The following is a 14,820-nucleotide window of genomic DNA, read 5'->3' as shown; positions in this document are numbered from 1 at the left end:
GCCCCGAGGAGGGCCCCCAGCGCATGTCCGACTTCCCGAGCTTCCCGCCCGGATTCGTCCTCGGCGCCGCGACCGCGTCCTACCAGATCGAGGGGGCGGTCCGGGAGGACGGCCGCGGCCCGTCGATCTGGGACACCTACAGCCACACCCCCGGCCTGGTGGAGGGCGGCGACACCGGGGACACCGCCTGCGACCACTACCACCGCTACCCCGAGGACGTCGCCCTGCTGCGCGACCTCGGCGTCGGCTCCTACCGCTTCTCCGTCGCCTGGCCCCGCGTCGTGCCCGACGGCAGCGGACCGGTGAACCCCAAGGGTCTGGACTTCTACGAGCGCCTGGTCGACGAACTCCTCGCCGCCGGCATCGAACCCGCCGCCACCCTCTACCACTGGGACCTCCCGCAGGCCCTGGAGGACCGGGGCGGCTGGCGTGTGCGCGACACCGCCGAGCGGTTCGCCGAGTACACCGCCGCGGTCGCCGACCGGCTCGGCGACCGCGTACCGCGCTGGATCACCCTCAACGAACCGTGGTGCAGCGCCTTCCTCGGCTACTCCGTCGGGCGCCACGCCCCCGGCGCCCGCGAGGGCCGAGGCGCCCTGGCCGCCGCCCACCACCTGCTGGTCGCCCACGGCCTCGCCGTACAGGCACTGAGGGCGGCCGGCGTGCGCGAGGCCGGCATCACCCTCAACCTCGACCACCACCTGCCCGCCACCGACTCCGCCGCCGACCGGGCCGCCGTCGTCCGCGCCGACACCCTGCACAACCTGGCGTGGACCGATCCCATCCTGGCCGGCCGCTACCCCGGCACCGAACAGGACACCTGGGGCGAGCTGATCACCGGCCAGGACTTCCGCCGCGACGGCGACCTGGACCTGATCTCACAGCCGCTGGACTTCCTCGGCATCAACTACTACCGCCCCATCACCGTCGCCGACGCCCCGTACCGCGAGAGCGACCCCGCCCGGCGTGTGGCCACCGACAACCGGTACGAGGAGGCACCGACACCCGGTGTCCGCCACACCGCGATGGGCTGGCCGGTGGTGCCCCACACCCTCACCGACCTGCTGGTGGACCTCAAGGAGCAGTACGGGGCCGCCCTGCCGCCCGTCCACATCACCGAGAACGGCTCCGCAGAGGACGACCGGGTCACCGACGGCGCCGTCCACGACCACGACCGCGTGGCCTACCTGCGCGACCACCTCACCGCCCTGCGCGCCGCCATCGACCGGGGCGTCGACGTACGCGGCTACTACGTGTGGTCCCTCCTCGACAACTTCGAGTGGGCCTACGGCTACGGCAAGCGCTTCGGCATCGTCCGCGTCGACTACGACACCCAGCGGCGCATCCCGAAGGACAGCTACCACTGGTACCGGCGGATGATCGCCGCACAGCACCCCTGAGCCACCCCGCACGACGGGCACCGGGGCCGTCCCGTCCGGCGACGGCCCCTTCCCGGGCTCCCGGTGCCGTGGCCGGCCCCGCAGGTGCTCAGCCCGCCCGCGCCGGGCCGTCGGCGCCGGCCCCGGGCACCGTACGGAACTCCACGTCGACGACGCCGTCGACGTTGCGGCACAGCTCCTCGAGCTCCCCGGCCATCGCCTGGGACGACAGCTGCCCGATGAGCCTGACGTGACCGTGCGTCACATTCACCTCGACCGCCGAGGGCGCCTCGCCGAGCGCCCGCACCAGCACGTCCTCGACGATCTCCGTACGGATCGCCCGGTCCTCGCGCACGAAGACGCGCAGCAGATCGCTCCTGCTCACCACACCCCTCAGCCGCCCCGCAGCATCGACCACCAGCAGCCGTTTGATCCCGTGCTGCGCCATCACCCGGGCGGCGTCCACCACGCTCCAGTCCTCGGCGGCACACAGCGCGGGCGACGTCATCAGTCCGGCGGCGTCGGTCGCCCACGCCTTCTCCGGCCGGGGCACCACACCGGACCCACCGGAATCGCCCTCCTGACGGCCCCACATCTTGTGCAGCAGATCCGCCTCCGACACCACGCCCACCGGACGGTCCTCGACGTCGACCACGGGGACGGCGGTGATGTCGTACTCGAGCAGCAGGTGCGCGATCTCCTTGAACGGCGTTCCGCCCTGGATACGGATGACGGCGTCGCTCATCACATCGCGCACCTTCTGGTGGCTCATCGTGGCAGTTCCTCTCTCTGCTCCTGGCACAGACCCGACGGACGGACGACCGCTGTGCGCACGCGGACGTCACCGACATCATCGCCGGTCGCGGGCCTCGAACGGGAACAGGAGGATCACGTTCCGGCCCCGTCGGACTCCTTTTCCCCCGACCGTGTGAGGCCGCCGGGCCGCCGGGGCCCCGGCACGGCATCGGCCCGTGCCCACCCGGACGGAGCCGGACGGAACGCGGGCCGATGCCCATCGCTGCGCTTCAGCGGCCCGTCTACGGCGCGGGCGGCACCTCGACCCCCTTCTCCGTCACGTACTTGGTGCCGTCGTCGTACTTGGTGACGGTGAACGAGTCCAGCACCTCGCCGACCTCCTTGTCGGTGGTCGACCGGTCGTCCCACTTGGCCGCGACGACGGCCTCGTAGTGGAGCCGGTCCTGCGTGACCCTGATCCCCTGGAAGGTGGAGGTGTGACCGGCGCGGACCACCTGCGTCGCACCGTTGCGGGTCCACACGTTGTCGTCCTCGGGGGCGAGTTCGTAGTACTTCGGTCCCGAGACGGCCACCGTGTAGACGGGCCCGGTCGTCACGCCGGGCGTGCCGGTGGCGTCCTCGTCGGCGAACCCGCGGGCGTACACGTGGTCGTGGCCCATCAGCACCAGATCGATGCCGCTGCTCTGGAACACGGGCAGCCAGGCGTCGCGCACCGCCTTCTCGTCGCGGCCCTCGGCACCGGAGAAGACCGGCTGGTGGAAGACCGCCACCGTCCACTTGCCGGGGTTGTCCTCGACGGCCGCGTCCAGCCAGCGGCCCTGCATGTCCAGCCAGAGCTTCTGGGGATCGGGGCAGTTCCCGGGGGCGGATGTGGTCACTGGCGTCGTCGAAGACGTTCTGCCAGTTCTGCGTCCGCGCCATGTACCGGTCGTACGTCGCCCGGTCGCCCAGCCGTCCGGCGAGCTGGGCGATACCGAAGTCGTCGACGGCGTACTCGAGTGTCTTCGACGTCGCGGAGTCGCCCCTGCGGTTCTCGATGAAACCGGCCGTCGCGTACTGGTAGGCGTGCCGCCGCAGCGTCGCGTCGGCGGGCAGGTCCTGTGTGGACTTCATCAGGCGGAGCGCGGCCCGCCGGTCGTAGTCGGTGGAGCCGAACGCGTCGATGGAGGCGACGACGGACTGCAACGAGTCGCCGCTCATCTTCTGCTGGGCCTGGTTGAGGTGCGGCCAGTTGGGCCAGCTGCCGGTCTGGCGCACCATGTCGGTGATCGACTGGTTGATGTCGCTGCCGGCCTTCGGGAACAGCAGGGCGATCAGCTGGGCCTGGCTGCGGTAGATGTCCCAGCCCGCGTAAGTGGCGTAGTGGTGGCGGCCCGGTGCACCTTTCCGTCGTAGCCCTGGTACTGGCCGTTCACGTCGTCGAAGACGTTCGGGTGCAGCAGCGCGTGGTAGAGCGCGGTGTAGAACTTCACCCGCTCCTCACGGCTGCCGCCGGCGGCGTCGACCGTGCCCAGCGCGTCCCGCCACACCCGGGCGGACTGTGCGCGCACCTGGTCGAAGCCCTTGCCGCGGGTCTCGGTGGCCGCGTTCTGCGCCGCGTTCGCGACACCGACGTAGGAGAGGCCGGTCTTCGAGGTGACCTTCGCCCCGCGGTCGAACACGAGCCAGGCACCCGCCCCGTGCTTGGTGCCACCGCCCGAGGCGCTGTCCGCGCCCGGCCGCGTCGCGTCGCCCTGCCAGGTGCCGTGCGCCTTCACGGGCCGGTCGAACGTGGTCGAGAAGTACGCCCGGTAGCGTCCGCCCTCGTCGCACACCGAGGCGGTCTCCACCCACCCGCTGACGGTCCTGCCCTCGACGTTCACCTCGCTGCCGAAGACCCGGTTGTTGGAACCGGCCACGTCGAACAGCAGCGTGGAGGAACCGTCCGGGGGGAAGTCGTACCGGCTCACCACGGTGCGCGTGGTCGCGGTCAGCTCGGTCTCCACCCCGTTGGCGAGGTCCACCGAGTAGAAGCCGGGGTCCGCCTTCTCGCCGGCGTGGTCGAATCCCAGGTAGTAGTCGGTGATCGACCCGGCCGGGCTGGACGGCAGGGAGCCGCCGGGCAGTTCACCGGTGTAGGGCAGCACCGGGAAGTCGAAGCCGCTGTACCGTCCTTCGCAGCCCGTCCCGGAGAGCCGGGTCATGCCGAAGCCGCGGATCCTGTCGGCGGTGTACTCGTAACCCCCCTTCTGGTCGCCGTCCGAGGAGCGGTACGTGGTGGGGGAGGACTGCACCATGCCGAACGGCACCGTGGCGCCCGGCCAGGTGTTCCCGTACGCACTGTTCCCCTTGTTCTGCGTGGGGTCCAGTTCGGTGCCGATGAACGGGTCGACGGCGTCGAACGCGGCGACCTCACGGCCCTGTGCGGCAGCGCCGGACGCGGGAACCGGCCCCGTCACGAGCGTGCCGAGGGCCACCAGGGTGGCCAGGAGTCTGCGGCGCCCCGGCGGGGGCGTCGGTGGATGCGGTCTGGCGGATTTCCACATGGCGAAGCCCCTGCTCTCACTGGGTGACAACGTTGTCTTTGTGTGGTGCCGGTATGGGCCGCGTCCTGCAGTTCAGCGCCTGCGGCTCGCCAGGGGAAGACTTCGGGAAGGATCAGGTGAATGCCGGGAGAAGTGAGGCATGTGCGCGGGGATGCGAGTGGATGTGCCCGCCGGGCACGGTGACGCGGCCCCCTGTAGAGTGCGGTGATCCGGGCCGACGCGGAGCCCGGGTGATACCGGCAGGGGGAGCTCATGGCCAAGGTCACCGTCACGCTCGACGCCGAGCTGGTCGTGGAAGTCATGGTGCTGGCCGGAGTCGGGTCGCCCCAGGACGCCGTCGAGGTCGTGGTGCGGGACTACATCGCCCGTGGCCACCGCACGGAGACCCGTACCGAACGCAAGGACCAGAACCTGCGTGAGGTCGACATCCGGCCGCAGGAACCGCAGGGCTGAACCCGCAGGCGGGACCACGGGGGCACGGGACCAGGGCCGTTACGGGGTCCGGATGCCCGCCGGGCGGGCGGGGCGGCCGAAGCGGGCGGGGACGCCCGGGGAGTAGAGGACGCTCACGGGGCCGCCCACCGGCTTCGGCAGGCCTGCCGCCGTCACCAGGTCCTCCTCGCACTCGACCACCTCGGCGCGGTGCAGGGACCAGCGCGGATGGGTGTTGGGCAGGTACATCGACCGGCCGAAGAAGGTGCCGTGCAGGCCCCAGCGGGCGGTCAGGAAGTGCTCCAGCTCGGTGGGTTCCCCGATCCGCTCACCGATTCGCACGGTGACGCGGCTGCGGGCACCGCGAGGGCCGGGCCAGCGTCGCGAGCTGGTGTACGTGACGGTGTCGCCGCTGTGCCGGACGGCCATGCGGGACCACAGGTAGGGCATCCGGAAGCCGATCCGGGCGACCGTCACGGGAAGCAGCCGGGAGGCGTCCAAGGAGAGGAACACCACGCCCCGGCGCCCGTTTTCGTCCACCGAGTAGAGGCGGACGTTGGTCTCCGGGAAGGTTCCGAGGTACGGAATGCCGGGGAGGCGCAGCCAGCCGACCCGGTGCATCCGGAAGGCGACCAGCCCCACGTAGGTGACGCCGTCCAGGGTGTCGGGCACGGTGCCGGGCGGCAGCAGAGGCGCCACGTCGGCCGGGTCCGCGGCCCAGTGGAGGAAGGTCAGGTCGAGCCACGACTGGGTGAGCAGCGGACGCGCGATCGCTTTGGGAGGGTCGGCGGTTATGGGGTCGGGGGGCAGGGTCGGCGACATCACAGCAGTATCCCAAGCGCCCCGCAAGGGCGCGGTGTCGGGAGCTGCCACCCCGGGCGACGCGTGACCCGCGACGTACGACCGATCCCTGACCGCCGCGGCGGTGGCCGGACCGTTCGCCGTCACAGGGGCGCCGGCACGTGGTGCGGTACTTCAGGGCGGGCGGTGTGCACCGTCCGGCTGTCAGGCGGCGCGCCTCCGTTCGCCGACGCCGAGTGCGCCGCCAAGCCCCGCCGCCGGGACGGACGGTCCGGTGGCTGCCGTCCCGGCGGCGGCGGACTCCACGAGGGCGGGCTCTGCGACGACGGGCTCCGCGACGGCGGGCTTGCGCAGCAGGAGGAGCGCCGCGTCGTCGTGCAGCCTGCCGCCCACATGCGTCAGCAGTTCCTCATGCAGAGCCGCGACGGTGCGCGCCGGATCGTCGTGCAGATGCCGGGCAAGCCCCTCGGTGAGCGGGTAGAAGGCGCGGTCGGCGTCGCGGGCCTCGGTGACCCCGTCGGTGTAGAGCAGCAACTGGTCCCCGTCGCCGAAGGGCAGCACCTGGAGGCCGGGGGCCTCACCGGCCAGGGCGCGCAGCCCCAGCGGCGGCGCCGGCCGCGCGGCTTCCACCGCCACCACGTCGGAGCCCCGGACCAGCAGGGGAGGCGCGTGCCCGCAGTTCACCAGCTCCAGGCGTCCGGGCTCGGGGTATCCGGCGACCACGGCGGTGACGAAGTCGTCGTCACCGAGGTTACGGGCCAGACTCCGCTCGATCCTGCCGACGACGGCCAGCAGATCGGGCTCGTCGTAGGCCGCCTCGCGGAAGACGCCGAGGACCAGTACGGCGGTCTTCACGGCCGACAGCCCCTTGCCGCGCACGTCGCCGACGATCAGCCGCACCCCGTAAGGGGTCGGAATCAGGGCGTAGAGGTCCCCGCCGATCCGGGCCTCCGCGGCGGCGGCACTGTAGTGGACGGCCACCTGGAACGGGCCGACGGTGGCCGGCGGCGGCTGGAGCAGGGCGTGCTGCGCGGTCTCGGCGACGGAGCGGACGGCCGCGAGGACCTGCTCGCGACGGGCGCGCACCGCCCCGGCCAGGCTGCTGGCCAGGGTGACGCTCGCCACTACGGCCAGCACGGCGACCAGATTCCCGCCGGTCACCCCGCCCCTGACCCCGAGCACGACGCTCAGCAGCGTGGCGAGGAGGCCGACCCCGGCGACTCCGTGCCATCCGCAGGTGGCGGCCGCCAGCGCCGGTCCGGCGGCGAGCAGGGGCAGCCAGATCAGGCCGGTACCACCGACCAGGTCGGTGACCGTGATGACGCAGACGAGCAGTAAGGGCAGTACGGGCGTACCGGTGGCCCGGTGTGCGAGCGCCCAGGTCCGGGGGAACGACGGACGGCCGGCCCTCCGGGCCCGGAAACTCCGCACCGGCCGGTGATCGCCACGATGCTGTCGGGCGTGACTCATGTGTCGTCCGCAATCCTCACTGTGCACGGCGCACGTCCCTTGACGTCTTGCTTGTCCAGGAAAGTCGGTGCGCACCGGCCGTCACAAGAGGATGATTTTCAGATAGTGAGAGAGAGGCTCCGGGTGATGCGGTCGGCGGTGGCAATGAGCCGCGCCCGGATCTCCTCGAGCCGGGAGAGCCGGTCCACCCGCAGGGACACACCGAGCGAGCCGAGGGTGTCCCCGCTGTAGACGGGGATCGCGGCGCAGACCGTGCCCAGCGCGTATTCCTCCAGGTCCGTGACGACGGGGGCCACCGGGCTCGAGTCGAGCCGGCGGAGCAGTTCCGGCGCGGTGGTGACCGTGCGGGGCGTGAGATCGTTCAAGGTGTGCCGGGACAGGTAGTCCCGGCGGGCCGCGTCGTCCAGCTCGCGCAGGACGGACTTGCCCAGCGCGGTGGCGTGCCCGGCGTCCTCGAAGCCGACCCAGAGGTCCACCCGGGGCGCGCGGGGACCGTCGGCGATCTCGGCGACCCGGATCTCGCCGTCCTCGTAGAAGGTGAGGTAGGCGGCGGCCGAGAGATCGTCCCGCAGGGCGGCGAGCGTCGGCCGGACGCGGCTGAGCAGGGCCTGACCGCGGCCGTCGGTGTGCAGCGTGTGCAGCCGCTCGCCGAGGACGAACCCGCCGTCGTCCAGTTTGCGCAGGTATCCGTCGTGGACCAGCGTGCGCAACAGGTGATAGGCGGTGGCCAGGGGCAGCCCCGCCTCGCGCGCCAGTTGCTTCGCCGGCGCGCCGGTCTCGTGCGCGCTCACCGCCTCCAGCAAGCGGAAGGCGCGCTGCACGGAGGTGATGAGAGTGGGGCCCGTGCTCATGGCACCAGCGTGCGTCACGCCCGCACCCCAAGCAAGGTTCACCCCACGGAACCGCCCCGCCCTCCGCCCCTTTCCCCGCGCTCCTCCCTGTCCCTTCACTCCGAAAGGAAGGCGGCACGTGTCAGGTGCCACGACATGGATACGCGGTGGGTACGGCATCCCCGGCCGGTGCCACCCCGACCGCGCCATCCCCACCCCCACCGCACCACGGTCGTCCGGAAGGTTCTTCGACGCCATGGACAGCGCCCCGCACGACGACGGTGCCGACGGCACGGGCAGCGCCCCGCCGGCCGCGCACCGCTCCGAAGTGACACTCAACGTCAACGGAAAGCCGCACACCCTCCTGATCGACCACCGGCGAGCCCTGCTGGACCTTCTGCGGGAGGATCTGGACCTCATCGGGGCCAAGAAGGGCTGCGACCACGGCCAGTGCGGCGCCTGCACGGTGCTGGTCGAGGGCCGCCGTGTCAACAGCTGTCTGCAACTGGCCGTCTCGCTGGACGGCTGCGACGTGCTGACGGTGGAAGGACTCACCGACGGTGACCAGTTGCACCCCCTGCAACGGGCGTTCCTCGACCGGGACGCCTTCCAGTGCGGGTACTGCACGCCGGGGCAGATCTGCTCGGCCGTCGGTGTCCTCGCCGAGGCCGCGGCCGGCCATCCCTCCCACGCCACCGACCCCGCCACACCGCCGGAGCGGCCGGCCGCGCTGGACGCCGCCGAGATCCGCGAGCGGCTCAGCGGCAATCTGTGCCGCTGCGGTGCCTATCCGCGCATCGTCGAGGCCGTGCAGGACGTGATCCCATGAAACCCTTCGGATACCTGCGGGCCACGACCGTGGAGGAAGCCGCCCAAGCTCTCGCCGCGCACCCGGGCGCCCGCTGTCTCGGCGGCGGCACCAACCTCGTCGACCTGATGAAACTGGGTGTGGAGCGGCCCGACCTCCTCGTCGGGACGAGCCGCCTGCCGCTGGACACGGTCGAGGAGCTGACGGACGGCTCCCTGCGTGTCGGCGCGACCGTCCGCAACAGCGACCTCGCGGCCCACCCCCTGGTCCGCGACCGGTATCCCGCGCTGTCCCAGGCGCTCCTCTCGGGTGCTTCCGGCCAGCTGCGCAACGCCGCCACCACCGGCGGCAACCTGCTGCAGCGGACCCGCTGCCCCTACTTCCAGGACGTGTCCAAACCCTGCAACAAGCGGGCACCGGGCAGCGGCTGCGGCGCTCTTGACGGCACGCACCGCGATCACGCGGTCCTCGGCCACTCCGGCCACTGCATCGCCACCCACCCCTCGGACATGGCCGTCGCGCTCGCCGCCCTGGACGCGCGCGTGGAGCTGTACGGCACCGGGGGCGCCCGGAGCGTCCCGGTCGCCGACTTCCACCGGCTGCCCGACGACCATCCGGAGCGGGACACCGAGATCCGTCCCGGTGAACTCATCACCGGTGTGGTGCTCCCCGCCGCCACAGCCTCGCTGCCCTCGGCCTACCGAAAGGCCCGCGACCGGGCCTCGTACGCCTTCGCCCTGGCGTCCGTCGCCGCCGTCCTGAACCTGTCGGACGACGGAACCGTCGCCCACGTGGGCCTCGCCTTCGGCGCGCTGGCCCACCGGCCGTGGCGGGCGACCCGCGCCGAGGACGCGCTGCGGGGCGGGCCGGCGACACCGGACGCGCTCGCCCAGGGCGTCGACCTGGAACTCCGGGCCGCCCGTCCCCTGCGGGACAACGGGTACAAGGTGGGCCTCGCCCGCGGTCTCGCCCTGGACGTCCTGACCCGGCTCGCCGCGCCCGCCAGGACCTGAACCGGCACGCCACAGGAGGACACCATGACCGGCACCGGTCCCACAACGGGTGCTCCGGCCGAGCGCCGCGAAGGGCGCCAGAAGGTCACCGGCAGCGCCCGCTACGCCGCCGAGCACCCGCTGCCGGGCCGCGCCCACGCCTGGCCCGTGACCGCCACGATCGCCCGCGGCCGGGTGACGTCCATCGACACGGCGGCGGCCCTGGACCTGCCCGGGGTCCTGACCGTGCTCACCCACGAGGACGCCCCCAGGATCACCGAACCCGACGACCCCATGCTGGCCGTGCTGCAGGATCCCCGCGTGCCGCACCGGGGCTGGTACGTCGCACTCGTCGTGGCGCGTTCCCTGGAGGAGGCGCGCCTGGCCGCGGACGCGGTCCGTGTCGAGTACGCCGTGGAGGAGCACGACGTGACCCTGCGGGCGGACCACCCCGACGCGTACGAGCCGGACACCGCCAACGGCGGCTTCCCGGCCCGCCGGGAACACGGAGATCCCGAGGGCGCCTTCGCCTCCGCGCCCGTCCGGGTCGACGTCGCCTACCGGGTGCCGCCCCTGCACAACCACCCCATGGAACCCCACACGAGCACGGCGCACTGGGAGAGCGACCGGCTCGTCGTCCACACCTCCAGCCAGGGGACGACCACGGTGCGCGCCGCGCTCGCCGCACTCTTCGGGATCCCCGAGGACCGGATCACCGTCGTCGCCGACCACGTCGGAGGAGGCTTCGGCTCCAAGGGCACCCCACGCCCCGACGTCGTGCTCGCCGTCATGGCCGCCCGCCGGACGGCCAGGCCCGTGACCGTCGCCCTGCCCCGCCGGCAGCTTCCCGCCGTCGTCGGCCACCGGGCGCCCACCCTGCACCGGCTCCGCCTGGGCGCCGGGACCGACGGCCGGCTGACCAGCCTGACCCACGAGGCCGTCACCCACAGTTCCCGCATCAAGGAGTTCGTGGAGCAGGCGGCGGTACCCGCCCGCACGATGTACGCCGTACCCCACTCCCGTACGCTCCACCGGCTGGTGCGCCTCGACGTGCCCATCCCCTCGTGGATGCGCGCCCCCGGCGAGGCACCCGGGATGTACGCCCTGGAGTCCGCGGTGGACGAGCTGGCGGACGAACTGGGCATGGACCCGATACAGCTGCGCCTTCTCAACGAACCGGAGCGCGAACCGGACAGCGGCAAGCCGTTCAGCAGCAGGCACCTCACGGAGTGCCTGAGGGACGGTGCGCGGCGGTTCGGCTGGGCAGGGCGCGACCCACGGCCCCGCTCCCGCGCCGAAGGGCCTCTGCTCGTCGGCACGGGCGTCGCGGCAGCCACTTACCCCGTTCTCGTGGCACCGTCCACCGCCGAGGCACGCGCGCTGCCGAACGGAACGTTCGTCGTACGGATCAACGCCACCGACATCGGCACAGGAGCCCGCACGGTGCTCGCCCAGGTGGCGGCGGACGCCCTCGGGGTGCCCCTCGCCCGGGTGCGGACCGAGGTCGGCAGCAGTGACCTGCCCTCCGCACCGCTGGCCGGCGGCTCCTCCGGGACCGCCTCCTGGGGCTGGTCCGTCCACGAGGCGTGCACCCGGCTGGCGGATGCTCTCGCCGCCCGCACGGGTCGGCTGCCCGACGAGGGGATCACCGTCCACGCCGACACCACGGGACAGGCCGACGCCGACAGCCCCTACGCGCGCCACGCCTTCGGCGCGCACTTCGCGGAGACCACCGTGGACCGCGTCACCGGCGAGGTCCGGGTACGCCGGCTGCTGAGTGTCTATGCGGCGGGACGGATTCTCAACGCCCGCACCGCGCGGTCCCAGTTCGTCGGCGGCATGATCATGGGCCTGGGCATGGCGCTGACCGAGGGCAGCACGATGGACACCGTCTTCGGCGACTTCACCGAATCGGATCTGGCGACCTACCACGTTCCCGTGCACGCCGACGTGCCCCGCGTCGAGGCGCACTGGATCGACGAGGAGGACACCCACCTCAACCCCATGGGGAGCAAGGGAATCGGCGAGATCGGCACAGTCGGCACGGCGGCGGCCATCGGCAACGCCGTGCACCACGCCACCGGCATCCGCTTCCGCGACCTCCCGCTGACGCCGGACAAGGTGCTGACCGCGCTGGCGGGCGGCTGAGCGGCCCCGCCGCACGCGCCGTCAGGTCAGGGCACAGGCCCGGGGCGGACCGCGAGGACCGCGATGTCGTCGTCGCTGCCGGCGGCCAGTCCGATGAGCAGCTCGTCGCAGAAGACGTCGAGGGGCTCGTGGGCCAGCCCGGAGGCGTGTCCGCGGAGCCGGTCCAGGGCGTGGTCCAGGGACTCGGCGCGGCGTTCGATGAGGCCGTCGGTGTACAGCAGCACGGTCGAGCCGATCGGGATCGCGTCGTTGGCCTGGGGGCGGACCGGATCGGGGTCGACGCCGAGCAGCAGCCCCGCCCCGTCCTCCAGGTAGCGGGTGCGGCCGTCCGGGCTGACGAGCAGCGGCGGCAGATGGCCCGCGGACGAGTGCATGAACTGCCAGAGGCCGTTCCCGAGTTCCTTGATCAGGCCGTATACACAGGTCGCGGTGGCCTCTTGGCGCAGGGTGTGGTTCGCCATGTCCAGGCGGCGCAGGACCTCCCCCGGCGGCTCCTGCCGGTCCACGGCGATACCGCGCAGCATGCTGCGCAGCTGGCTCATGGCGATGGCCGCGTCGAGATCGTGCCCGGCGACGTCACCGATGACCAGCGCCGTGTCCCCGTCGGGCAGGGCGAAGCAGTCGTACCAGTCGCCGCCGACCTCGGCCGTGGTGGAGGAGGCCGCGTAGCGGGCGGCCAGCTGGAGACGCGGGATCTCGGGCAGCGTAGGCAGGAGCGAGCGCTGGAGGCGTTCGGCGATCGTCCGCGTCTCCTGGTGGAGGCGGGCGTTGTCCACCCGGAGAGCGATCGCGCGCACCAGCTCGTCGACCAGCGGCAGATCCTCCTCGGTGAACGGCCTTCCCCGCCCCTTGCGGGCGATGGTGAGCGCGCCGATGACCTTCCGGGGCGACCGGAGCGGGGCGACCACCGCGCTGTTCGCACCCAGTTCCCGGAACAGGTCCACGTAGTGGGCGTCCAGCGGGCTCGCGGCCAGGCCCGGGGACGGGGGATTGGTGAACAGCAGGGGTCCCGCCCCGCGCAGCGCGCGGGCCAGCGGTCCACGGGCGGTCTCGGACAGCGGCGGAAGCCGGCCCTCGTACTCCTCGGGCCACGGCCCCCGGGGCGCACGGTGCACGACGCAGACCCGCTCCACCTCGTCCTGTGCCGTGAACAGGTCCACCAGGCACCAGTCGGCCAGCCAACGGGTCAGGATCCGGCCCACCCTTCGCAGGCCCTCGTTCAGGTCCGCGAGGGAGCCCAGGGCGGCCCCCGTGTCGGCCAGCAGGGAAAGCCGTTCCAGCTCGGATGCGCCGCCGGCCCGGCCCACGCCCGTTCTCCGGTCCCGTCCGGAGGAGGCGGACCAGAGGGCGCCTCCCGCCTCCCGCCGGGCCCCGGGCCGCATCCGGCCGGGCGGACGGGCCGGGGGCGACGGCACCGATCCCCTCGGGGAGAGCCGGGCCACGAACACGGTGCGGCCGTCGGTGGTCTCCTGACTCTCGACGAACAGCCGGACGGGGACCAGCCCACCGTCGCGGTGCAACGCGGGGAGCGGCAGCGACCGGCCCAGGATCCGCGGCCGCCCGTTGAGCAGCAAGGACGTGAATGCCACGGTGTGACGCCTGCGGAGATGCTCGGGGATGAGCGAGGTGAGCGGCTGCCCGATGAGATCGTCCACGGGCCAGCCGAGCAGGTCCGCCGCCGGTCCGCTGACCGCGATGATCCGGTTCGACTCGTCGGCGGCGATCGTCGCGACCCCGCTGGCCTGCACCTGACCGGCATCCCACAGCACCGGCTCCGAGGCACCGGCGCCCGGTTCCCGGGGCATCACCGTCCACGCCGTGGGTCGTTCCCCGGCGAGCTGGTCGCCGATCTGGCCCAGCAGCCACTCCTGGAAGCCCCGACCGCGCGGAAGCGCCGGCAGTGTCAGAAGACGCTCGTCGCGGGCAGCCTCCTCGGCCATGTCGAGAACCACGCGCAAGGTCTCCATCGGAGGTCCGGCGTCCGACGGCACCCACAGGGGCAGGGACCCGAGCTCCGCCTCGCCGTGCTGCCGCCGCAGCGCGGCCGTCACCCCCGCGCTGATCACGTCGTTCATGTCCAGGGCCACCGCGAGGTCCTCCGCCGTCACACCCGGGACGTCTCCGGCGGCCAGGGCCAGGGCGGCCTCGTTCAGCAGCGCGTGCCGGTGCTGCGTCCAGGCCAGACAGAGCGTCGCCGGTACATCGAGGAGCGTCACGGTCTCACCCGGCCCCCAACGGGGTGGAGCGGTCGCCCACCCGCCCGACGGCGACGGTGATCCCTCGGGCCGCAGCTCGAACCACACCGTCTTGCCCGCGTCGCCCGTGTCGACGCCGTACCGGGACGCCAGCCGCTCGACCAGAGCCAGCCCCTGCCCCGAACCGGTGTACGCGGGACTCTCGTACGGCACGAGCCCGCGCTCCGGCCGCCGATCGCTCACCCGCACCAGGACCCCGTCGTCGCCGGCCCGTGCCGTCACCTCGATCTCGGTGCGTGCGTGCAGTACCGCATTCGTCACCAGCTCGCTGACCAGGAGCTGCGCGGTGTCCACCGTCCCCGGTGCGGCGTCGCCGAGTGTGGCCCGCACGAACCGCCGAGCCTTTGCCACGCTCTCCGGCTCCGGGGGGAAGCGACGTGACGGTGCCCCGGGGGCATTGAGGTCGCCCATGAATTCAGTCTGC

Annotated in this window: 11 protein-coding genes and 1 pseudogene; 5 read left to right on the top strand and 7 right to left on the bottom strand. The window is 72.7% G+C overall.

Features of this window, described 5'->3' with window-relative positions:
* The first annotated feature begins 23 nt into the window (after positions 1–23).
* Entirely contained in the window at positions 24–1,400 is a 1,377-nt protein-coding gene (locus ACFWVE_RS07960) for a GH1 family beta-glucosidase (RefSeq protein WP_384009367.1), read from the top strand.
* Positions 1,401–1,488: 88 nt separating this feature from the next.
* On the opposite strand, the gene ACFWVE_RS07955 is transcribed toward ACFWVE_RS07960, so the two are convergent.
* The 3 genes and pseudogenes from ACFWVE_RS07955 to ACFWVE_RS07945 all read right to left on the bottom strand — a co-directional run.
* The gene (locus tag ACFWVE_RS07955; RefSeq protein WP_384009327.1) at positions 1,489–2,151 is read right to left on the bottom strand and encodes a CBS domain-containing protein; all 663 of its coding nucleotides are present in this window, start codon (positions 2,149–2,151) and stop codon (positions 1,489–1,491) included.
* 265 nt (positions 2,152–2,416) lie between these two features.
* On the bottom strand, positions 2,417–3,013 hold the full coding sequence (locus tag ACFWVE_RS07950) for a metallophosphoesterase (protein ID WP_384009365.1): 597 nt from the start codon (positions 3,011–3,013) through the stop codon (positions 2,417–2,419).
* Positions 2,994–4,660 (bottom strand): annotated as a pseudogene (locus tag ACFWVE_RS07945) (GH92 family glycosyl hydrolase); the annotation flags it as partial. The pseudogene ACFWVE_RS07945 and the gene ACFWVE_RS07950, both read right to left, overlap by 20 nt.
* 252 nt (positions 4,661–4,912) lie before the next feature.
* Here ACFWVE_RS07945 and ACFWVE_RS07940 point away from each other — a divergent pair.
* Positions 4,913–5,113: a DUF2191 domain-containing protein gene (locus tag ACFWVE_RS07940; protein WP_384009324.1), complete on the top strand. Its 201-nt coding sequence runs from the start codon at positions 4,913–4,915 to the stop codon at positions 5,111–5,113.
* A gap of 39 nt (positions 5,114–5,152) precedes the next feature.
* Here the strand turns inward: ACFWVE_RS07940 and ACFWVE_RS07935 are convergent, their stop codons facing one another.
* From ACFWVE_RS07935 to ACFWVE_RS07925, 3 genes are all read right to left on the bottom strand, one after another.
* Positions 5,153–5,914 (bottom strand): YqjF family protein, encoded by a 762-nt coding sequence (locus ACFWVE_RS07935; protein ID WP_384009321.1) that lies wholly within the window; start codon positions 5,912–5,914, stop codon positions 5,153–5,155.
* Between the two features lie 183 nt (positions 5,915–6,097).
* Positions 6,098–7,363, bottom strand: a complete 1,266-nt coding sequence (locus ACFWVE_RS07930; RefSeq protein ID WP_384009319.1) for a PP2C family protein-serine/threonine phosphatase — start codon at positions 7,361–7,363, stop codon at positions 6,098–6,100.
* A 98-nt stretch (positions 7,364–7,461) separates the two neighbouring features.
* A complete protein-coding gene (locus ACFWVE_RS07925; RefSeq protein WP_384009316.1) occupies positions 7,462–8,214 on the bottom strand; it encodes an IclR family transcriptional regulator in 753 nt (250 codons plus the stop codon).
* Between the two features lie 235 nt (positions 8,215–8,449).
* Between ACFWVE_RS07925 and ACFWVE_RS07920 the strand changes: the two genes are divergently transcribed.
* From ACFWVE_RS07920 to ACFWVE_RS07910, 3 genes are read left to right on the top strand one after another with little or no spacing between them, the layout of a single operon-like run.
* Positions 8,450–9,022, top strand: coding sequence for a 2Fe-2S iron-sulfur cluster-binding protein (locus ACFWVE_RS07920; RefSeq protein ID WP_384009314.1), 573 nt, complete (start codon positions 8,450–8,452; stop codon positions 9,020–9,022).
* Entirely contained in the window at positions 9,019–10,014 is a 996-nt protein-coding gene (locus ACFWVE_RS07915; RefSeq protein ID WP_384009312.1) for an FAD binding domain-containing protein, read from the top strand. The genes ACFWVE_RS07920 and ACFWVE_RS07915 overlap by 4 nt, the downstream gene beginning before the upstream one ends.
* Positions 10,015–10,038: 24 nt before the next feature.
* The gene (locus ACFWVE_RS07910) at positions 10,039–12,141 is read left to right on the top strand and encodes a xanthine dehydrogenase family protein molybdopterin-binding subunit (RefSeq protein WP_384009310.1); all 2,103 of its coding nucleotides are present in this window, start codon (positions 10,039–10,041) and stop codon (positions 12,139–12,141) included.
* 26 nt (positions 12,142–12,167) lie between these two features.
* On the opposite strand, the gene ACFWVE_RS07905 is transcribed toward ACFWVE_RS07910, so the two are convergent.
* Positions 12,168–14,807: a SpoIIE family protein phosphatase gene (locus tag ACFWVE_RS07905; protein WP_384009308.1), complete on the bottom strand. Its 2,640-nt coding sequence runs from the start codon at positions 14,805–14,807 to the stop codon at positions 12,168–12,170.
* Positions 14,808–14,820 lie beyond the last annotated feature (13 nt).

The organism is Streptomyces sp. NPDC058632, assembly GCF_042717095.1.
Lineage (GTDB): Bacteria > Actinomycetota > Actinomycetes > Streptomycetales > Streptomycetaceae > Streptomyces.
The sequence above is the reverse complement of the archived record's forward strand: the minus strand, read 5'-3'. Positions and strand labels throughout refer to the sequence as shown.